The sequence below is a fragment of the Winogradskyella sp. A3E31 genome (assembly GCF_046720935.1).
Lineage (GTDB): Bacteria > Bacteroidota > Bacteroidia > Flavobacteriales > Flavobacteriaceae > Winogradskyella.
This window is the reverse complement of sequence record NZ_JBHNWH010000010.1, coordinates 95,992-116,385: the sequence shown is the minus strand read 5'-3', so window position 1 is coordinate 116,385 and position 20,394 is coordinate 95,992. Positions and strand designations below refer to the sequence as shown.

The following is a 20,394-nucleotide window of genomic DNA, read 5'->3' as shown; positions in this document are numbered from 1 at the left end:
ACTATATTTAAACTATTGTTTTTTAGCAATAGTTTTTTTATCCCTAAATAATTCGATACATGAAGGAAGTAAAAATAGAAACAAGACTTGAAGTCTATGATAAATTAGAAGAACTTCCCCAATCCATTCAAGATTTAATGAAGGCAGCCATTGAAGCCCGTGATACTGCTTATGCACCATATTCCAAATTCAATGTTGGTGCTGCTATTTTATTGGATAATAACGAAATCATAATAGGGAGCAATCAAGAAAACGCATCATATCCTTCGGGCTTATGTGCAGAAAGAACAGCTATATACTATGCTGGCGCTAAATATCCTGAAGCCAAAATGCTTACTATGGCATTGACGGCTTCCTCAAAGAATCAGGTGACGGATAAACCCATACCACCCTGCGGTGCATGCCGACAAGCGATTGCTGAATATGAAGTGAAACAAGAATACCCTATACAGATTTATTTTATGGGAGCAAAAGGTAAGGTGGTTTGCTCTAACTCACTTTCAAATTTATTGCCTTTGGTTTTTGAAAATTCAGTTTTATGATACTTATTTTATAATATCCTCAAAAGCTTCAATTTTTAACCTATAGACCTTCATCATTATTTCTTAAAATGTTATTTTTGTTATTCGTTTTTTAATTTAAAATTGAAAAACATATTCTATACAACTCAATTAAATGCAAAAAGTTACAAAAGAAGTTTACCTTAATTGGTACGAAGACATGCTATTTTGGCGAAAGTTTGAAGACAAATTAGCAGCTGTGTATATTCAACAAAAAGTTCGAGGGTTTCTCCATTTATATAACGGACAAGAGGCAATTTTAGCAGGGGCGTTACATGCCATGGACCTTACCAAAGACAAAATGATCACGGCGTATCGTAACCATGTGCAGCCTATTGGCATGGGAGTAGATCCTAAGCGAGTCATGGCAGAGCTTTTTGGTAAAGCAACAGGTACATCACAAGGTCTCGGGGGTTCAATGCATATTTTTTCTAAGGAATACCGCTTTTATGGAGGTCACGGAATTGTTGGTGGTCAAATCCCATTAGGTGCAGGTATAGCATTTGGTGATAAGTATCACGACAGTGATGCTGTAACCCTTTGTTGTTTTGGTGATGGTGCAGCTAGACAAGGCTCATTACACGAAACATTTAACTTGGCGATGCTATGGAACTTACCAGTCGTTTTTGTTTGTGAAAATAATGGGTATGCCATGGGAACTTCGGTTGAGCGATCAGCAAATCATTCAGACATTTGGAAACTGGGTCTTGGTTACGAAATGCCATGTGGCCCTGTTGACGGTATGAACCCTGTAAAGGTTGCTGAAGCTTTTGATGAAGCCATTCAGCGTGCTAGAAAAGGTGGTGGACCAACATTTTTAGAGTTAAAAACGTATAGATATCGTGGGCATTCCATGTCTGATGCGCAACACTATAGAACAAAAGATGAAGTAGCTGAGTACAAGAAAATTGACCCAATCACGCAGGTGAAGGAGGTTATTTTGGAAAAGAAATATGCCACTGAAGCTGAAATAAAGAAAATAGACAAGCGTGTTAAGGAAAGAGTTTCTGAATGCGAAAAGTTTGCAGAAGAATCACCATTCCCAGAGGAGAATGTAATGTACGATGCTGTTTACGAGCAAGAAGATTATCCATTTATTCAACATAAAATTTAAGCAATGGCAGAAGTAATTAATATGCCGCGATTAAGTGATACCATGGAAGAGGGTACAGTGGCTTCGTGGCTAAAAAAAGTGGGAGATAAAGTTGAAGAAGGTGATATTTTAGCGGAAATTGAAACGGATAAAGCGACCATGGAGTTTGAATCCTTCAATGAAGGAACATTACTTCATATTGGTATACAAGAAGGAGAGACTGCAAAAGTTGATACACTGTTGGCTATTATTGGTGATGAAGGAGAGGATATTTCAGAATATCTAAATGGGTCTTCAAAAAAAGAAGAGAATACTAACGGCAATGAATCTGAAGACTCTACATCTGAAAAAGATTCTGATGATAAAGGGGAAGATGAAAACAAAGATGACAACTCTGGAAAAGAAGATGTCATTCAGAGCGATAGCGAAGAATCTGAAGAACTACCCGAAGGTGTAACCGTCGTTACCATGCCTCGACTGAGTGATACGATGGAAGAAGGAACAGTCGCTTCCTGGTTAAAGAAGGTTGGTGATGCAGTTGAAGAAGGTGATATTTTGACAGAAATAGAAACGGATAAGGCAACCATGGAGTTTGAGTCTTTTCAGTCAGGAACCTTATTACATATTGGTTTAGACGAGGGTGAATCGGCAAAAGTTGATGCATTGTTAGCAATCATAGGGCCAGAAGGAACAGATGTTGCAGATATTGCTAAAAACTTTAAAGCTGGTAGTTCAGATGACAAAAAACCTGAACCCGAGGCTAAGAAAGAGGAAAAGAAGTCTGCAGCTAAAGCTTCGACCGAGTCAGAAACTAAAAAAGAATCCAATAAGAGCGAATCTAAAAAATCAGACTCAACTTCGAGTTCAACTTCAGATTCTGAAAGAATATTTGCATCACCTTTAGCAAAGAAAATGGCCGATGAGAAAGGTATATCTTTAAATCAGGTTAAAGGAACAGGTGAAAACGGTAGAATTGTTAAAAGAGATATAGAAAATTATACGCCATCTGCTTCTGCTGGGACACAGCTTGGTAAGTTTGTGCCGACAGGTCAGGAAGATTACGATGAGGTAGCAAACTCTTCAATGAGAAAAGCCATTGCTAAAAACTTAGCAAAATCTAAATTTTCGGCTCCACACTATTACCTAAATGTTGAGTTTGATATGGAAAATGCGATTGCGTTCCGTGCGCAATACAATTCTATGCCAGACACAAAGATTTCGTACAACGATATGATTGTTAAGGCATGTGCTTTAGCTTTAAAGCAACATCCACAAGTCAACTCTCAGTGGTTTGATGACAAAATGCGAATGAACAATCATGTGCATATTGGGGTTGCTGTTGCTGTACCTGATGGATTGTTGGTGCCTGTTGTAAAGTTTGCCAATGAGCAATCTTTACCTCAAATAAATGCTGCGGTAAAAGAATACGCAGGTAAAGCACGAAACAAAAAATTAAGTTTAGATGAAATGGAAGGGAGTACCTTTACAATTTCTAATTTAGGGATGTTTGGTATAGAAAGTTTTACATCAATTATCAATCAACCGAATTCGGCTATTTTATCAGTTGGTGCTATTGTAGAAAAACCAGTAGTTAAAGAAGGAAAAGTAGTGGCTGGTAATACCATGAAATTATGTTTGGCTTGCGATCATAGAACCGTGGACGGAGCCACGGGAGCACAATTCCTTCAAACTTTAAAAGGGTATATTGAGAACCCTATAACGATGTTATTGTAGTACAGCTATTCATTCTGAACTTGATTCGGAATTATAATATTATGAATCCTGTTGCATTAGTTTGAAACAGGATTTTTATCTTTAGTACTTTAAGCAAAATAAATGAAGAACATCATAATCACAGGAACAAGTAGAGGTATTGGATATGAACTCGTAAAGTTGTTTTCAAAAGCTGGTCATAACGTACTAGCTTTATCAAGAAACGATCTACCGATAAGAGAACTTAATTTAAAAAACGTAAACTCCCTTTCTTTTGACCTCAATAATTTAGAAGATTATGAAACTGTGACCGATTTTGTAAAATCTGAATGGAATGATGTGGATATTTTAATTAATAATGCAGGTTCGTTGGTAAATAAATCGTTTTCTGAAACGACCCTAAGTGATTTTGAAACCGTGTATAAAACAAATGTTTTCGGCGTTGCAGAACTAACACGAATTGTGTTGCCATTTATGAAGAACAATGGTCACGTACTAAACATTAGTTCAATGGGTGGAGTACAAGGAAGTGCTAAGTTTGCTGGTCTTGCCGCGTATAGCTCCAGCAAAGGCGCTGTGATAACCTTAACAGAGTTGCTGGCTGAAGAATATAAAGAGACAGGCCCATCTTTTAATGTACTCGCCTTAGGAGCCGTACAAACCGAAATGTTAGAAGAAGCTTTTCCAGGCTATAAAGCTCCTATTTCAGCAAAAGAAATGGCAGATTACATCACGAACTTTGCACTAACTGGGCATCAGTTTTACAATGGGAAAATGTTACAGGTTTCAAATTCAACCCCGTAATTTTAACAGTATTTCGTAATTCAATTACGCTTGATTCTCTTTCATAGTCAAGACTTATTTTTATATTTAACAAAAAATTATGATATGGGTAAAAATCTACTCATTCAGAGGCTAGTTCTCTTTATTTTGTTATTTGTTTTTAGTATTCACTCTTTTTCTCAAAATTTTAATAGAGTTGAATCTTCAGTTGGTCTTGGAATTCTGCAAGAGAATAACGGTGTTGCTGTAGCTGATTATGACGGTGACAACGACCTGGATATTTTTATTGTTGCAAAAGCAAAAGACGATCCTAATAGTCCAAAAACCATAAGCCGCTTATTTAGAAATGATAATAATGGAGCATTCACGGATGTAACTGAAGCATCAGGTTTGGTAAATTTGTTATCTCAAGATGAAGGTGGAGATGATTGGTTTGGATTGGACGGCCAAAAGAGCGGAGCTTCATGGGGCGATTATAATAATGATGGGCTTCCAGACTTGTTTCTAACATATTCTTTCAAAGTACAACTATGGAGAAATATTGGTAATGGCACCTTTGCAAACGTTACAGGCATTTCAGGGTTTGATACTACTAACGATTGCCGAAATACAGGTGCAACTTGGTTCGATTATGATAATGACGGTGATTTAGATATCTATATCAGTGATTGGGACGAATGTGCAAGTAACCAATTGTATCGAAACAACGGAAACGGTACATTTCAGGACGTAACTAGTTCAACCGGAATCCAAGCTCAAATGGGGTTAGCAAGTTATGCCGCTTTGCCTTTCGATTTCAATTCTGATGGGTTTATGGATCTTTATATTTCCAATGATTTTGATGAGCCAAACGATTTGTACATCAATAGTAATGGAACAACCTTTACTAATCAAGCGGCTAGTTATGGGGTTGATACCATGGGTGATGATATGGGTATTACGATTGGAGATTATAACTTAGATGGTTTTTTTGATTTATTTATTACTGCGATTGATGATAACTTCCTGCTAACCAACAATGGAGATAATACATTCTCCGAAAATGCAGATCAATTTGGTGTTGGCAATACACTTTGGGCTTGGGGCACACGCTTTTCAGACTTTGATCTCGATGGTGACGAAGACCTATTTGTGGTAAATGGTTATGAATTTGAAAACAGATCCGTCGAACCTAACTTCTACTTTAAAAACTTACATGTAGAAGGACAAAATACCTTTGAGGATATCTCAGAGCAATTAGGGCTAAATGAACAGACCATAAGTGTTGAAGTCATCGATTTCGATTATGATAATGATGGAGATATTGATTTGTTTGTCACCAATAATGATGGCTCATCTTTTTTGTATGAAAACACATTATTGAATTTTGATGATGAGAACCCATCGAGCCATTGGTTTAAAGTTGTACTAGAAGGGACAATATCAAATAGAGATGCTATTGGGACTATAGTTAAAATTACTACTTCTAATGGCAATCAAAAACGGTATTATTCAGGCGTTGGATTTTTAAGCCAGAGTTTGCAACCAGTGCATTTTGGTCTTGATGACGTTACTACGATAGATTCAATTGAAATACAATGGCCATCTGGATTAGTGGAAAGCTACACCAATATTGAAAGTGATGTCACAATAAAAGCTACAGAAGGTCAAGGTTTTGAAGTCTTGGATATTCTTCCCAGTCAAAAAATTTACGGTTGTTTAGACCCAGCTTCTTGCAGTTATAATCCAAATGCTACTATCGATGATAATAGTTGTACGTATTTACCACCGCAATCTATAGATGGAAATACAAACCCTTCATTTTACAGTACAGAGTCTTATTCTTATACGATTGCAAATGGTTCATTAGCAAATTGGGAAGTTTCTGGTGGCGAGATTATTAGTGGTCAAGGTACAGGAACCGTAAGCGTTCATTGGGAGTTAGAAGAAGCAGGTTCAATTACAGTTATTGAATCAGATAATTTGTGCTCTAGTTTACCTGTAACGTTGGATATAGAATTAGGTGCTGATAATTTTCCTGAAAACATATCAATTGCACGAGTTTGGAATGAAGTCTTACTTTCAGCTATTCGTGGGGATTTTGCAAGGCCGACTGTACATGCTCGTAACTTATTTCACACTAGCGTTGCTATGTACGATATTTGGGCTGTTTATGATGAAGAAGCGCGACCTTATTTGTTAGGAAACACGGTCAATGGATTTTCTGTAGAATTGAAACCTTTTGTACCTATAGATTCGCCAGAAGTATCCGTAAAGGAAGCCATAAGCTATGCCATGTATAGAATTTTGTCCTATCGTTTTCAAAATTCTCCAGGAGCAGAAGCTAATCAAGAGCGACTGAACTTATTGATGGATAAACTGGGGTATGACACCCAATTTACATCTATCCTTTATGAATTTGGCAATGCAGCTGCTTTTGGAAATTATGTGGCTCAAGTGATGATAGATTATGGTCTGGCAGATGGCTCTCGAGAGATAACAGGCTTTGATAATGCCTATTATCAGCCAGTTAATGAGCCTTATGGGTTGGAGTTGAGCAACAACCCACCTTTAAATGACCCTAACCGTTGGCAACCATTAGGTTTAGATATTTTTATTGACCAAGGAGGTAATGTGGTGGATGGTAATGTGCCAGAATTTTTGAGTCCAGAGTGGGGAAATGTTTGGGGCTTTGCTTTAAAAGAAGAAGATATTACAGAATATCAAAGAGATGGAAATACCTTTAAAGTCTATCACGATCCTTCGGACCCTCCATACGTCAGTACAACAGAGCAAGATGAAGAGAGTGAAGCCTACAAATGGGGTTTTTCAATGGTCTCTGTTTGGCAATCTCATTTAGACCCTAGCGATGGGGTAATGTGGGATATTTCGCCAGGTAGTCTTGGAAATACTGATATAATCAATTTTCCTGCGTCTTATACAGACTACCCAAACTTTTATGACTTCTTTGAGGGTGGTGACATTGGTTCAGGACATGCTACTAACCCAGTAACCCAAAGTGCTTATGAACCAAATATGGTTCCCCGAGGGGATTATGCGAGGGTTTTGGCAGAATTCTGGGCAGATGGTCCGGATTCGGAAACTCCACCAGGTCATTGGTTTACCATACTGAATTATGTGAACGATCATCCAATGTTCGAAAAACGATTCCAAGGAGAAGGAGATGTGCTAAATAGCTTAGAATGGGATGTTAAATCATATTTTATTCTTGGAGGCGCTATGCACGACTCCGCTATTTCAGCTTGGAGTGTTAAAGGATGGTACGATTATATTAGACCCATTTCGGCAATAAGATATATGGCAGCAGAGCAAGGCCAAAGTACAGATCCTAACTTACCTAATTATAGTGTCTCTGGTATAGAACTCATAGATGGGTATATTGAAATAGTTGAAGAGGGTGATCCTCTTGCAGGTTTTTCTAATCAAAATGTAGGAAAGATAAAACTATATACTTGGAGAGGTCATGACTTTATTAACGATACAGAAACCGATGAAGCAGGTGTCGGTTGGATATTAGCTGAGAATTGGTATCCCTATCAAAGACCAACATTTGTAACACCACCATTTGCAGGCTATGTGTCTGGTCACTCAACATTTTCTAGAGCAGCTTCTGAAGTTTTAACCAAGATGACAGGAAGCCCATATTTTCCTGGTGGAGTAGGAGAGTTTATAGCAAAAAAGGATGAATTTTTGGTGTTTGAAGATGGGCCATCACAAGATGTAGTGTTGCAATGGGCAACGTATAGAGATGCATCAGATCAAACAAGTTTATCTCGAATATGGGGAGGTATCCATCCACCAGCGGATGATATACCAGGAAGATTCATTGGGCAAAAAGTGGCTGATGATGTGTTTGATTTTGCAGTACCATACTTCAGTTCTGATGTGGATATTCAGCAACCGACTGAAGAAATTAAAATATACCCAAATCCAACTACTGATAGAACATTTAATATCACTGGGACTTTGCAAACTGATATTATAGAGCTTTTCGATATTCGAGGCAGAAAGATTGAATTTTCTTTTAAAGACTATGATGGAACTAGGCAAATAACTTCAGTAAAAATTGCGAGTAGTACGGCAACGGGCTTGTATATGATGACCATTAATAATCTTGCAAAAATGGTAGTCATTAAAGACTAAATGTTTCTATTTTTGCATTCATGCAAGACTCCATTTTCTCATATATACCAAAAGCTTCCAAAAGTTTAGTCGAAGCATTATTGAATAAGGACTGTTTGACTGTTAAAGTTAAATCTGAGAGAAAAACAAGGCATGGCGATTATAAACTGTTGCCAAACGGCAGGCATCAAATCACGGTCAATTCTAATTTAAATAACTACCGTTTTTTAATTACCCTTATTCACGAAATTTCGCATTTAGAGGCTTATGAGAAACACGGACGATTAATTAAGCCACATGGTAAAGAATGGAAACAGACATTTCAACATTTAATGTTGCCTTTTTTGAGACCTGAGATTTTTCCTTCAGAATTATTGCCACTTTTGGCTAAACATTTCAAAAACCCTAAAGCGTCAAGCGATACAGACTCAACATTGGCATTAGCATTAAAACAGTTTGATCCACCTAATGATAAAACCTTTATTTTTGAGGTGCCATTAGGCAATCATTTTATATTGTATAACGGAAGGGTATTTAAGCGTGGTCAAAAAAGAACTAAGCGTTATGAATGTGTTGAGGTAGCAACAAACAAAATTTATTTGTTTAACCCCAATGCCGAAGTAGAGTTATTGAAATGACAGAAGAAAAAATAATGAAGAATAAAAATTATTATGCCATCTTAATGGCTGGAGGAGTAGGCTCACGTTTTTGGCCGATAAGTACCCAAGACTTTCCTAAACAGTTTCATGACATGCTGGGAACTGGCGATACTCTGATCCAAAAAACATTTTACCGCCTAGCAAAGCTAATTCCGACTGAGAATATTTTTATTTTAACCAATGAGCGTTATAACGATTTGGTGCTCGAGCAGTTGCCAGAAGTTAAACAGCGTCAGGTTGTATTAGAGCCTGCAATGCGTAATACAGCACCATGTATTTTATATGCGTCTTTAAAAATCCAAAAAGAAAATGAAGATGCGGTAATGATTGTGGCACCAAGTGACCATTGGATTGAAGATGAAGACGCTTTTACTAGTAATGTTAAAGAAGCATTTGAATTTTGTTCAAAAAATGATGCTTTAATGACTTTAGGTATTCAACCGACTTTCCCTAATACCGGTTATGGCTATATTGAGTACAATAAGAAAGAAGATAAAACGATTAAACCAGTCATTCAATTTAGAGAAAAACCAGATTATGAGTTGGCAAAATCGTTTTTAAGCCAAGGTAACTTTCTTTGGAATGCTGGTATTTTTATGTGGAGCGTAAAAAGTGTCTTAGCCGCTTTTAAAAATAATCAACCAGAATTGTTTCAGCATTTTATGAACGGCTATGAAACATACAACACTGTCGAGGAATCAGAATTTATCCAGGAAAACTATCCTAAAGCAGAAAATATTTCGGTGGATTATGCCTTAATGGAAAAAAGCGAAAATATTTATGTCATCCCAGCAACTTTTGACTGGAACGATTTAGGAACCTGGGGCAGTCTGTATGATAAATTAGATAAAGATGAGTCTAACAATGCCATTGTCAATGCAAAGGTATTGGCTACGGATGCATCTGGAAATATGATCCGTTCTAATAAGAACAAAGTCGTTGTCGTAGATGGTATAACTGACTATATTATTGTTGATAAAGACGAAGTTTTACTTATCTTTCCTAAAACTAAAGAGCAAGATATTAAAAAAGTACTTCAGCAGGTTAAGGATAAATTTGGTGAAGGTTTAGGATAAATATAGCTATGGCAGAAGAGCACAAATTCAATTTTTCTGAAGAAGAAAAGCAAGCCAAAAAAGACCAGTCCGTAGAGGAAAAAAAAGAGACCGTAAAAAAAGACGCTAAAGGACTTTGGCAAAGTATCAATAGCTTTTTAAGTGAGTTATTAGATTTTAGGGAAGACACAGATAGGGATGCGACAATGGAGGCGATCAAAGCTGATATTCCATTTAAAGGAGCTACAGCTTGGATTTTAGTATGTTCTATTTTTATAGCTTCCGTCGGACTTAATGCAGATTCTACTGCAGTTGTAATCGGTGCCATGCTTATTTCTCCACTAATGGGGCCAATATTAGGGGTTGGGTTATCAATTGCTGTAAATGATATTTATACACTCAAGCGCTCATTGATAAACTTGGCCACCATGATTGTGTTGAGTTTGTTAACAGCTTTTTTATTTTTCTATCTTTTTCCGCTAAGTGAAGATACCAATGAACTCTTTGCACGAACCAAGCCAGATGTAAGAGATGTACTTATTGCTTTTTTTGGTGGTTTGGCTCTCATTATTGCTAGAACAAAAAAAGGAACTATCGCTTCTGTTATTTTTGGTGTGGCTATCGCTACGGCTTTGATGCCACCGCTTTGTACTGCGGGTTATGGACTTTCTCAAGGCAATTTAGAGTACTTTGCCGGCGCCATGTATTTATTTACTATAAATACAATTTTTATTGCATTAGCGACATTTTTGGTTTTAAAAATTTTGCGTTTTCCTATGATTCGCTATGCTAATTCTAAGCGTAGACGATTTGTATCGAGATTAGCAACTTTAACTGCTGTAGTTGTTATGATACCTGCTGTTTGGACTTTTGTAAATGTATTGAAAGAGAGTAATTTTGAAAGAGATGCCAATAGTTTTGTAGAAAATGAGTTAAAAGGACTACGACATTATGAATATCTAAAGAAGAACGCTATAATTAACTATGAACGTGATGGGTTGTCCTCTATTGAGTTAAATACTTTTGGCTTTGATGAATTATCTGAATCTTCTGAAGACCTTTTACGTAGTAGAATGAGAGATTACAAATACTTAGAAGAATGTCAGTTGATTATTAACCAAAGTAATTCAAAAAACATTGATAATTTCAGGTATATGACAGAGTTGAGGTCTAGGGATTCTTTAGAGTTAATGAGCCAGCAAGAAAAAATTATTTTCCTTGAGAATAAGGTTAAAAGCCTGGCTTTGTTAGAAAAAGACCAAATTCCGTTTGATGAATTAATCAAAGAACTAAAGATTAATTATGAAAATCTAGAGAAGATTTCTTTTGCCAATGAGATCAGTTCAAACTTAGAAAGTATCGATACAGTTAAAGTCTTTAATGTAAAATGGAAGGATTCTGCTTCTACTAATGAGACAAGATTGAAGGATACCAATAAGATAAGGTCATTTTTAAAAGAACGATTAGATTTAGATACTCTAGTTGTAAAGCAGAATATTTAATTACGCTCTTCAATATACATTTTACGAACTTTTTTGAAAAGTTCGGAAGAGTATACAAAATTGGTCACGGCTTCATTATCGGTATTAAAGATATTTTGACGAGACCCTTCCCAGGCTTTGACACCGTCTTTTAGAAAAACGATTTTTTCTCCAATTTCCATTACGGAATTCATGTCATGAGAGTTGATGACAGTCGTAATATCAAATTCTTCCGTAATTTCTTTGACCAGATTATCAATGATGATGGCGGTCTTTGGGTCTAATCCAGAATTAGGCTCATCGCAGAATAGGTATTTCGGATTGTTAACGATGGCCCTAGCAATGGCAACCCGTTTTTGCATTCCGCCAGAAGCTTCGTTGGGCATTTTATGATGGGCATCAATCAAATTCACACGTTTTAATACAATATCAGCCCTGTCTTGCATTTCACTTTCACTTTGTTTAGTGAACATACGTAAAGGGAACATTACATTTTCTAAAATAGTCATGGAATCAAAAAGTGCGCTACCCTGAAAAACCATACCGATTTCTGCACGTAAATCTCCTTTTTCGTCCTTATCTAAATTTTGAAATACTTTTCCTTCATAAGAAATGGTGCCTTCTTCATATTGAAACAGACCTAATAAACACTTTAAAAACACCGTTTTCCCAGAACCACTTTGACCAATGATTAAATTGGTCTTTCCTTTTTCAAAATTGGTGCTAATCCCTTTTAAAATGTGGGATTCTCCAAATGATTTATGTAGATCTTTTACTTCTATCATTAGCCTAAAAGGATACTGGTTAATATATAATTGGCAAGAATTATGGCAACACTTGTCCAGACGAAAGATGTAGTACTAGCTTTACCAACTTCAAAAGCTCCACCTTTCATAAAATAGCCATAAAACGATGGAATGGTAGCCAATAGAAAAGCAAAAACATACGTTTTTATAAATGCGTAAACAATATGAAAGGTGATAAAATCTTCTTGAATACCCGTGATGTAATCTTCGAGCGTGCCGTAGCCTCCGTAAACGCATGCTACTAAACCTCCAACAATACCCAAGAACATAGCAATCGAAATTAAAAACGGATAAAGCATTAAAGAAATAAACTTCGGAAATACGAGGTAGTTTATTGCATTGATACCCATTACTTCTAAAGCATCAATTTGTTCGGTGACCCTCATTGTACCAATGCTAGAGGTAATAAAAGAGCCAACTTTACCAGCCATAATTACTGATATAAACGTAGGTGCAAACTCTAGAATTATGGATTGGCGTGTTGCAAAACCTACAAGATATTTAGGAATGAGCGGATTACTAATATTCAATGAGGTTTGTATGGCAACAACACCGCCTACAAAAAAGGATATAAAAGCTACAATACCAAGAGACCCAATAATTAAATCGTCGATATCCTTTAAGATAAGGTTTTTCATCACAGACCATTTTGTCGGTTTGCGAAAAATGTCCTTAATCATTAAAAAATAAGTCCCAATGTTATGTAGGTAGGTCATTCAGTTTTTTGTTAATGCTAAATTATGAAAAACATTCAGCATTTATGTCCAAAATAAATAAGATGTAGTGAAAACTGAAATTTTAGATTAAGAAATAAGAAGCAACAACTAATATAACTTTCCTTTTATGCCCTTCCACCGATGATTTCTAATAAACTTTCCTTGGTCTTCTGTAACTAAATAGTCGGTTTGGTTGTTCTTGGCCTTGAAGAATCCAGACATATAATCCCAGAACAACCTAAAACTTCTTTTTCTATAAGCTAATTTTATGGCAGAAATCAAGGTAATCCAAAAGCCATAACGCATCTTATACATGGCTTCTCCTTGTAAGTATTTAGAGGCTCTGTTGTAAAATTGCCCTGTTGGTTTTAAATGTTTTACATGCAGAGATTCATCGGTTAAGAGCTCCCAGCCATAATACGTTGCTAAAAGTTCGTCGACTGTGTCCCAACCCATTGATGTTTTTAAATGGCCTATGTCTTCAAAACATTCTTTTTTGTAGGCTTTAAGCGCTCCTCTTATATGATCTTTTCGAGTTAAATTTTCGAGTACCCAATCTTCATTTTTTTTGATGTAACAGAAACCTGCTGCCATTCCTGTTTTTGGATTAGACTGAAAGTGCTTTGCTATGCTTTCTAAATAGTTAGGAGGAAAAATCAAGTCCGCATCAAACTTACAAATCACATCGTAATTAGGTTCTACAGTTTCTAATCCTTTGTTAAAGGCATTAATGATTTTTGATCCAGGTAGATGTTTTTCTGAAGATCGATTATTAACCATCGAAATCCAGGGAAAACGTTTCATAAAGTCTTCAACAATCGATTGCGTATTATCCGTTGAATTATCATTAACAATTACCAACTGTTGAGGTAAAAGCGTTTGTTGAGTCAAGGACGTCAAAGTATCGCCTATAAAAGCTTCTTCGTTATGTGCTGGAATGATGATGTAAAAATTCATCTGTTATGATTTTCGAGTAGCATAAATCATATAGTATCTCGGTGTAAACCATCTGAGTAAAGGTCTTATGCCAATTTTTTTGGTAGGATTTGTCCATTTTATTGAGTCTTGAATGGTCCATCCTGTTTTTTCTAGCAACCAATCCAATTGCCAGTCCTCAAATTCATGATAGTGTCTATCCCTCATATCCGTCTTGCTTCTGTAAGCTGAGGCAAACCATAATTTTAATGGAACACTGACCACTATATGATCCGCTTTTATGGCTTTTAAAACCTCATAAGGTGATAGCAAATGTTCAAAAATTTCGAAGGCAGTTACTACTTCGGCGTCAGACGATTTGATGGTTGCTTGGTCTTCATCTAAATCTTCGCCCTGAGTATTGGTGACCATATATCCTTCTGATTTCATAATCTCAGAAAAAGGATTTGGAACTCCTAAATCTAGAATATTTTTGTCTTTGGAAATATGAGTTTTTAAAAACTCGAGTGTAATGTGATAGCGTTTATGAGGCGTGTTTTTGTACATATATTTCAGAAAAACGCAAACTTCAAAATAATGAAGTTAATATTGGTAAACGATAGCATTGATATGCATACCTGCGCCAACACTAGCAAACATAATGATATCTCCTTTGTTAATTTCTTGGTCTTCTACTTTGTTGTTCTTTACCAAATCAAACAACGTTGGTACTGTTGCTACAGAACTATTACCAAATTTTTGGATACTCATTGGCATTACTCCTTCAGGAATTTCAGTTTTATACAGTTTATAAAAACGTTTTAATATGGCCTCATCCATTTTCTCATTGGCCTGATGGATAAAAATCTTTTTAAGATCCTTAATGTCTTTTCCGCTATTTTCTAGGCAGTTTTTCATTGCTAATGGCACATGTTTTAAGGCAAACTCATAAATTTTACGACCGTCCATTTTAATATAGCGTGTATCGGCACACAACTCTTGGTTGTTTGATTTTCCGAAATATAAATAATAGGCCTCATCATAAGTGAAGCTCGCTGTTTCATGCGAAAGTATACCTCCATCCTCATCAGAAGCTTCAACAATAGTTGCACCTGCACCATCTGAATAAATCATACTGTCCCTATCGTGTTTATCCACAACCCGAGACAACGTTTCAGACCCTATAACCAAACAGCGTTTTGCCATCCCTGCTTTTATAAATGCTTGTGCCTGTATCATGCCTTCTACCCAGCCAGGGCATCCAAAAAGAATATCGTAAGCAACACATTTAGGGTTTTTGATTCGTAAGCTATACTTAACACGAGAGGCTAAGCAGGGTAAAATATCACTCTGGATAGTATTGTGCTTTACATCGCCAAAATTATGGGCACATATAATGTAATCAATGGTCTCTCGATCAATCTTTGCGTCTTCAATGGCCTTTTCTGCAGCTAAATACCCTAAGTCTGATGAGGTTAGATTATCATCAGCATAGCGTCTTTCGCCAATACCTGTTATGGCCTCGAATTTTTCAATAATGACGTCATTTTCTTGCGTAAATGTAGAGCCATCTGTATTTAAAAATTCATGTTCTTTAAAATCTTCATTCTTCTCAATACTTTTTGGAATATAACTTCCTGTACCGGTAATTCTGATCGACATAGGGATAAAAGTGTTAGTTCAGCTACGAATCTAATTAATAATGTTCGCTTTTACACCAATTTAGTTTTAGAAAAGCGAATTTTTCAATAATTCGTAAAGATACCGCTATTTGCTGAAATATATAAATAAAATGCGCTCTATAAGAGCGCATTTAGTATCATTAGTGTCCTGAGCCTAAGCTTCTGCATAAGCTTCAATCGGAGCACAACTACAAATTAGGTTTCGATCTCCGTAAGCATCATCAACGCGACGTACGCTTGGCCAAAATTTATTGTCTTTTACATAGTCTAGTGGAAACGCTGCCGTTTCTCGTGTATAAGGTAGTAACCACTCGTCTGAAGTTAGCATTTCCATCGTGTGTGGAGCATTCTTCAAAACGTTATTGGGTTCATCTTTTGAAACGGTATCAATTTCTTTTTTAATAGAAATCATGGCATCACAAAAACGATCCATTTCGGCTTTACTTTCACTTTCAGTTGGTTCTATCATCATGGTACCTGCAACAGGAAAGGATACGGTTGGAGAATGAAATCCGTAATCCATTAAACGTTTAGCAATGTCAGTCACTTCAATGCCATTGGCTTTAAACGAACGACAGTCTATAATCATTTCGTGGGCTGCTCTTCCGTTTTCTCCTGTGTAAAGTGTATTGTAATGACCTTCTAGGCGTTCTTTGATATAATTGGCATTTAAAATAGCAACTTCAGTAGACTTCTTTAAACCTTTTGCGCCAAGCATAGAGATGTACCCATAAGAAATGATACAAGCCAAAGCAGAACCAAAAGGTGCTGCAGATATAGCTGTAATGGATTGATGTCCTCCTGTTTTTATAATTGGATTACCTGGTAAAAATGGGACGAGCTGCTCCGCCACACATATTGGGCCCACACCAGGTCCACCTCCACCATGCGGTATAGCAAAGGTTTTATGTAAATTAAGATGGCATACATCAGCGCCTATATTTCCTGGGTTGGTTAAGCCAACTTGAGCATTCATGTTTGCACCATCCATATAAACTTGCCCACCATTATCATGAATAATTTGTGTAATCTCTTTAATTGCAGACTCGTATACTCCATGAGTAGAAGGGTAGGTGACCATTAAAGCGGATAAATTCTCTTTATGTAACTCTGCTTTTTCTCTTAAATCATCAACATCAATATTACCATCTTCCGAAGCTTTTGTTACAACTACTTTCATACCTGCCATAACAGCGCTTGCGGGATTTGTGCCATGAGCAGATGATGGGATTAAACAAATATTTCTATGATGGTCACCACGAGACTCATGATACGCTTTAATAACCATAAGACCAGCAAACTCACCCTGTGCTCCAGAATTGGGCTGTAATGAAGTTGCTGAAAAGCCAGTAATTTCGGTAAGTTGATTTTCTAAGGCATTTAATACTAATTTATAGCCTATAGGTTGGTCTAGAGGTGCAAAGGGATGTATATTTCCCCAACTTGGCCAACTTAATGGTAGCATTTCTGCTGCCGCATTTAATTTCATGGTGCAAGACCCTAGCGAAATCATGGAATGGTTTAAGGCTAAATCTTTACGTTCTAAACGCTTGATGTAGCGCATCAATTCTGTTTCAGAATGGTATGAATTAAAAACGTCGAACGTTAAAAATTCAGTTTGACGCATTAAGTGATCAGGAATGGTTTCTGAGCTCTCAACCGAATCAATCTTATCTGTAGTGCTTTCTGTAACACGTTCAAAAATGGAAATAATGTCATTTAAGTCTGAAACCGTAGTTGTTTCATTGATTGAAATCGTAACTGTATTGGTATCTGGATAATGAAAATTAATTTCATCCTTTTCGGCTTCGTATTTTGTTTTTACAGCATCTGCCTTTATTTGAAGTGTGTCGAAATAATGTGAATTGGTTTGTTCTAAACCTAATTGCTCTAATGCATTTGCCAGCGTCGAAGCAGAGTTTTTAACCTTATCAGCAATAAACTCTAATCCTTTTGGACCATGGTAAACGGCATACATTCCTGCCATTACAGCCAATAGAACTTGTGCTGTACAGATGTTAGATGTTGCCTTATCTCGCTTAATATGCTGCTCTCTGGTTTGCAATGCCATACGTAAGGCTCTATTACCATTGGTGTCTTTTGTAACCCCAATAATACGGCCTGGTACTTCACGTTTATAAGCTTCTTTAGTTGCAAAATAGGCTGCGTGAGGACCACCGTACCCCATCGGGATACCAAAACGTTGCGTTGTGCCAACAACGACATCTGCACCAAATTTACCAGGTGCTTCAAGTTTTATCAAACTTAAAATGTCTGCAGCGACGGCAACTTTGATGTTTTCGGCATTTGCTTTTTCTATAAATGATTTAATATCTGTAATCTGACCATTTTTCCCAGGATATTGTAATAACGCTCCAAAATATTCATCAGATAAATTATACTCGGCTTCATTACCAATAACCAATTCAATCCCTATTGGATATGCTCTGGTTTCTAAAAGCTCAATGGTTTGGGGTAGAACTAAATCTGAAACAAAAAACTTATTGACCCCTGCTTTCTTTTGCGCGCGTTCCCTTACAGAAAACAATAAGCTCATAGCTTCTGCAGCAGCAGTACTCTCATCTAAGAGAGATGCGTTTGCAATTTCCATACCTGTAAGGTCAATGACCATAGTTTGAAAATTTAGAAGCGCCTCTAAACGACCTTGTGCAATTTCTGCTTGGTAAGGAGTATAAGCTGTATACCATCCTGGGTTTTCTAATATATTGCGCTGAATAACTGCTGGTAAATTAGAAGGGTGGTAGCCTAAACCAATATAAGACTTATACACTTTATTGAGTTGGGACAGTTTATTTATATGGCTAAGATACTCTTGTTCACTCATGGCGACATCTAAGTCTAAGTCCTCCTTTAGACGGATGTCTTTTGGGATGGTTTCAGAGACCAATTGTTCAATACTATCAACACCAATAGTGTTTAGCATAGCTTTTTGTTCGTCAGCACTTGGACCGATATGTCTTAGGGCAAAAGATGTAGTATTCATGCGTTTGTTTAGCTAATTTTTTGATATGCAAAAATACATAAATAAGCATGCTTTTTAGTTAACATTACCTAAAGTTTTTAACTGATTATGGGTGTTGTTAACACTTTGATTATTTTTACCTTATGAGGGTTATGCAACGACTTTTCGACTTTTATATTAACAGCAGTATTCATGTGGCATTAGCCGTTGTTGCCTTTACTCAAATTACTTACGTGTATTTTAATATTGTAACGGATTTTAACATTTTGATTTTTGTTGGATTTGCAACAATATCTGGTTATAATTTTGTGAAGTACTTCGGGTTAGCAAAATTTCATCATCGTAGCTTGGCGAATTGGTTAAAGATTATACAGGTTTTTTCATTGATTTGTACTGTTGCGATGGTATATTTTGCTCTGCAGTTAGAATTGAGAACACTAATCTATTTGAGCTGTTTTGGGGTCATTACTTTTTTATATGCCATTCCTTTAGTACCAAAGCATTACGTTTTTGATGAAAATAAAAACCTAAGGCAGATAGGTGGCCTAAAAATTTACGTGATAGCATTAGTTTGGGCATCGATTACAGTTGGGTTACCAGTATATAATGCTGAATTGGATTTTAATTGGGATGTTGTGATTACTTGTATTCAAAGGTTTTTGCTTGTAGTGGTTTTGACATTGCCTTTTGAAATCAGGGATTTAAAATACGATAGTTTAAAGTTATCTACCATCCCACAGACAATAGGAATTAAAAACACAAAAGGTATTGGGGCGTTGGTGTTAATCCTAATTTTTAACCTGGAATTCCTGAAAGATGAATTGGTTTCTAATACTGTATTAACTCATTTAATAATGATACTACTAATTCTAATATTGTTGATGGGGTCGAGAAAAAATCAAGCGAAATACTATAGCTCGTTTATAGTGGAGAGTGTGCCAATAGTATGGCTAGTGTTATTGATTTTGTTTTACTAGTTCGTTTTTAAAGGCGTTCTCTAGTTTTTGACGCTCATCTTGTTTTAAAACCTCTACACTAGATGATTTAATAACATCTGTAAGTTTATTGTTTCTTTTAGAATAGGCGCGTGTAATACGACACCACGATAGGCGAACGGCTAATTTAACTCGTTCCCATACCGAAGCCTCATCATATTGTCTTTTGTCACAGATGTGTTTTGCTTCTTCGCAACTAATAAAAAATACGTTTTTTTTCATTTTTATTTTAACCAGTTTTCTTCCATGCATTCTGCCAGGGCAGTACGTGCTCTATGTATAATCACCCATAGGTTAGACGCTGTAATATTTAATTCATTACAAATAGTTTCAGTTTCGTAACCTAGAATGGTTTTCATCTTAAAAACTTCAGCTTGTTTCTCTGGCAATTTAGATAAACAACTAAAAATTGCCTCTCCTAATTCTGAATTTTCCATAGTATCCTCAGCCGTTTTATCAAAGGGATCAGCAACACGTTCTTCTAGCCAGTCTCCTTCAGTTTCAGCATCTGAATTATAGGACATCCGGACTTCCGCCTTTCCTTTTTTTGAATTCTTTTTACGGTAATGGTCAATGATTTTACGTTTTAAAATTGAAATCAACCACGTCCGTTCACTAGCCTCACCTTTAAAATTAGCCATGGATTTGAGTCCCGCTAAAAATGTTTCGGAAATCAAGTCCTGCGCAATTTCCCTATTATTTACACGGGTTATCGTGTAATTAAATAAGTAATCGGAATATAGGGACACCCAATTATTAGGATCAAGTTGGTGTTTTGGCATTTGCTTATTTAAAAGTTATTTCAAAAATAGGCAAAAATAATAATACAAC

The 20,394-nt window shown here is 36.4% G+C and carries 17 protein-coding genes; 9 read left to right on the top strand and 8 right to left on the bottom strand.

Annotated elements, in window-relative coordinates; genetic code table 11:
- The first annotated feature begins 59 nt into the window (after positions 1 to 59).
- From cdd to ACFEMA_RS13235, 8 genes are all read left to right on the top strand, one after another.
- On the top strand, positions 60 to 542 hold the full coding sequence (gene cdd, locus ACFEMA_RS13270) for a cytidine deaminase (RefSeq protein ID WP_411768695.1): 483 nt from the start codon (positions 60 to 62) through the stop codon (positions 540 to 542).
- Between the two features lie 133 nt (positions 543 to 675).
- The gene (pdhA, locus tag ACFEMA_RS13265) at positions 676 to 1,674 is read left to right on the top strand and encodes a pyruvate dehydrogenase (acetyl-transferring) E1 component subunit alpha (RefSeq protein ID WP_411768694.1); all 999 of its coding nucleotides are present in this window, start codon (positions 676 to 678) and stop codon (positions 1,672 to 1,674) included.
- A 3-nt stretch (positions 1,675 to 1,677) separates the two neighbouring features.
- The gene (locus ACFEMA_RS13260) at positions 1,678 to 3,387 is read left to right on the top strand and encodes a pyruvate dehydrogenase complex dihydrolipoamide acetyltransferase (RefSeq protein ID WP_411768693.1); all 1,710 of its coding nucleotides are present in this window, start codon (positions 1,678 to 1,680) and stop codon (positions 3,385 to 3,387) included.
- A 102-nt stretch (positions 3,388 to 3,489) separates the two neighbouring features.
- The gene (locus tag ACFEMA_RS13255) at positions 3,490 to 4,170 is read left to right on the top strand and encodes an SDR family NAD(P)-dependent oxidoreductase (protein WP_411768692.1); all 681 of its coding nucleotides are present in this window, start codon (positions 3,490 to 3,492) and stop codon (positions 4,168 to 4,170) included.
- An 84-nt stretch (positions 4,171 to 4,254) separates the two neighbouring features.
- On the top strand, positions 4,255 to 8,292 hold the full coding sequence (locus tag ACFEMA_RS13250) for an FG-GAP-like repeat-containing protein (RefSeq protein ID WP_411768691.1): 4,038 nt from the start codon (positions 4,255 to 4,257) through the stop codon (positions 8,290 to 8,292).
- Positions 8,293 to 8,312: 20 nt separating this feature from the next.
- Entirely contained in the window at positions 8,313 to 8,909 is a 597-nt protein-coding gene (locus tag ACFEMA_RS13245; protein ID WP_411768690.1) for a SprT-like domain-containing protein, read from the top strand.
- Between the two features lie 14 nt (positions 8,910 to 8,923).
- On the top strand, positions 8,924 to 10,006 hold the full coding sequence (locus tag ACFEMA_RS13240; protein ID WP_411768689.1) for a mannose-1-phosphate guanylyltransferase: 1,083 nt from the start codon (positions 8,924 to 8,926) through the stop codon (positions 10,004 to 10,006).
- Between the two features lie 8 nt (positions 10,007 to 10,014).
- On the top strand, positions 10,015 to 11,487 hold the full coding sequence (locus tag ACFEMA_RS13235) for a DUF389 domain-containing protein (RefSeq protein WP_411768688.1): 1,473 nt from the start codon (positions 10,015 to 10,017) through the stop codon (positions 11,485 to 11,487).
- Here ACFEMA_RS13235 and ACFEMA_RS13230 read toward each other — a convergent pair.
- The 6 genes from ACFEMA_RS13230 to gcvP all read right to left on the bottom strand — a co-directional run bounded on the left by ACFEMA_RS13230 (position 11,484) and on the right by gcvP (position 18,589).
- Positions 11,484 to 12,251, bottom strand: a complete 768-nt coding sequence (locus ACFEMA_RS13230) for an ABC transporter ATP-binding protein (protein WP_411768687.1) — start codon at positions 12,249 to 12,251, stop codon at positions 11,484 to 11,486. The genes ACFEMA_RS13235 and ACFEMA_RS13230 overlap by 4 nt on opposite strands.
- A complete protein-coding gene (locus ACFEMA_RS13225; protein WP_411768686.1) occupies positions 12,251 to 12,988 on the bottom strand; it encodes an MlaE family ABC transporter permease in 738 nt (245 codons plus the stop codon). Before ACFEMA_RS13225 ends, ACFEMA_RS13230 begins: the two co-directional genes overlap by 1 nt.
- Before the next feature lie 108 nt (positions 12,989 to 13,096).
- On the bottom strand, positions 13,097 to 13,945 hold the full coding sequence (locus ACFEMA_RS13220) for a glycosyltransferase (RefSeq protein WP_411768685.1): 849 nt from the start codon (positions 13,943 to 13,945) through the stop codon (positions 13,097 to 13,099).
- Positions 13,946 to 13,948: 3 nt separating this feature from the next.
- A complete protein-coding gene (locus ACFEMA_RS13215) occupies positions 13,949 to 14,470 on the bottom strand; it encodes a methyltransferase (RefSeq protein WP_411768684.1) in 522 nt (173 codons plus the stop codon).
- Between the two features lie 36 nt (positions 14,471 to 14,506).
- Entirely contained in the window at positions 14,507 to 15,565 is a 1,059-nt protein-coding gene (locus ACFEMA_RS13210) for a 3-oxoacyl-ACP synthase III family protein (protein ID WP_411768683.1), read from the bottom strand.
- Between the two features lie 174 nt (positions 15,566 to 15,739).
- Positions 15,740 to 18,589 (bottom strand): aminomethyl-transferring glycine dehydrogenase, encoded by a 2,850-nt coding sequence (gene gcvP, locus ACFEMA_RS13205; RefSeq protein ID WP_411768682.1) that lies wholly within the window; start codon positions 18,587 to 18,589, stop codon positions 15,740 to 15,742.
- 131 nt (positions 18,590 to 18,720) lie between these two features.
- On the opposite strand from gcvP, the gene ACFEMA_RS13200 reads away from it, so the two are divergent.
- A complete protein-coding gene (locus ACFEMA_RS13200) occupies positions 18,721 to 19,545 on the top strand; it encodes a hypothetical protein (RefSeq protein WP_411768681.1) in 825 nt (274 codons plus the stop codon).
- On the opposite strand, the gene ACFEMA_RS13195 is transcribed toward ACFEMA_RS13200, so the two are convergent.
- Together ACFEMA_RS13195 and ACFEMA_RS13190 are read right to left on the bottom strand one after the other, a co-directional pair.
- Positions 19,525 to 19,785 (bottom strand): hypothetical protein, encoded by a 261-nt coding sequence (locus ACFEMA_RS13195; RefSeq protein WP_411768680.1) that lies wholly within the window; start codon positions 19,783 to 19,785, stop codon positions 19,525 to 19,527. The genes ACFEMA_RS13200 and ACFEMA_RS13195 overlap by 21 nt on opposite strands.
- Before the next feature lie 2 nt (positions 19,786 to 19,787).
- The gene (locus tag ACFEMA_RS13190) at positions 19,788 to 20,345 is read right to left on the bottom strand and encodes a sigma-70 family RNA polymerase sigma factor (RefSeq protein WP_411768679.1); all 558 of its coding nucleotides are present in this window, start codon (positions 20,343 to 20,345) and stop codon (positions 19,788 to 19,790) included.
- Positions 20,346 to 20,394 lie beyond the last annotated feature (49 nt).

Coding starts and splice junctions, on each gene's coding strand:
- cdd (WP_411768695.1), top strand. CDS start 60: ATGAAGGAAGTAAAAATAGAAACAAGACTTGAAGTCTATGATAAATTA.
- pdhA (WP_411768694.1), top strand. CDS start 676: ATGCAAAAAGTTACAAAAGAAGTTTACCTTAATTGGTACGAAGACATG.
- ACFEMA_RS13260 (WP_411768693.1), top strand. CDS start 1,678: ATGGCAGAAGTAATTAATATGCCGCGATTAAGTGATACCATGGAAGAG.
- ACFEMA_RS13255 (WP_411768692.1), top strand. CDS start 3,490: ATGAAGAACATCATAATCACAGGAACAAGTAGAGGTATTGGATATGAA.
- ACFEMA_RS13250 (WP_411768691.1), top strand. CDS start 4,255: ATGGGTAAAAATCTACTCATTCAGAGGCTAGTTCTCTTTATTTTGTTA.
- ACFEMA_RS13245 (WP_411768690.1), top strand. CDS start 8,313: ATGCAAGACTCCATTTTCTCATATATACCAAAAGCTTCCAAAAGTTTA.
- ACFEMA_RS13240 (WP_411768689.1), top strand. CDS start 8,924: ATGAAGAATAAAAATTATTATGCCATCTTAATGGCTGGAGGAGTAGGC.
- ACFEMA_RS13235 (WP_411768688.1), top strand. CDS start 10,015: ATGGCAGAAGAGCACAAATTCAATTTTTCTGAAGAAGAAAAGCAAGCC.
- ACFEMA_RS13230 (WP_411768687.1), bottom strand. CDS start 12,251: ATGATAGAAGTAAAAGATCTACATAAATCATTTGGAGAATCCCACATT.
- ACFEMA_RS13225 (WP_411768686.1), bottom strand. CDS start 12,988: ATGACCTACCTACATAACATTGGGACTTATTTTTTAATGATTAAGGAC.
- ACFEMA_RS13220 (WP_411768685.1), bottom strand. CDS start 13,945: ATGAATTTTTACATCATCATTCCAGCACATAACGAAGAAGCTTTTATA.
- ACFEMA_RS13215 (WP_411768684.1), bottom strand. CDS start 14,470: ATGTACAAAAACACGCCTCATAAACGCTATCACATTACACTCGAGTTT.
- ACFEMA_RS13210 (WP_411768683.1), bottom strand. CDS start 15,565: ATGTCGATCAGAATTACCGGTACAGGAAGTTATATTCCAAAAAGTATT.
- gcvP (WP_411768682.1), bottom strand. CDS start 18,589: ATGAATACTACATCTTTTGCCCTAAGACATATCGGTCCAAGTGCTGAC.
- ACFEMA_RS13200 (WP_411768681.1), top strand. CDS start 18,721: ATGCAACGACTTTTCGACTTTTATATTAACAGCAGTATTCATGTGGCA.
- ACFEMA_RS13195 (WP_411768680.1), bottom strand. CDS start 19,785: ATGAAAAAAAACGTATTTTTTATTAGTTGCGAAGAAGCAAAACACATC.
- ACFEMA_RS13190 (WP_411768679.1), bottom strand. CDS start 20,345: ATGCCAAAACACCAACTTGATCCTAATAATTGGGTGTCCCTATATTCC.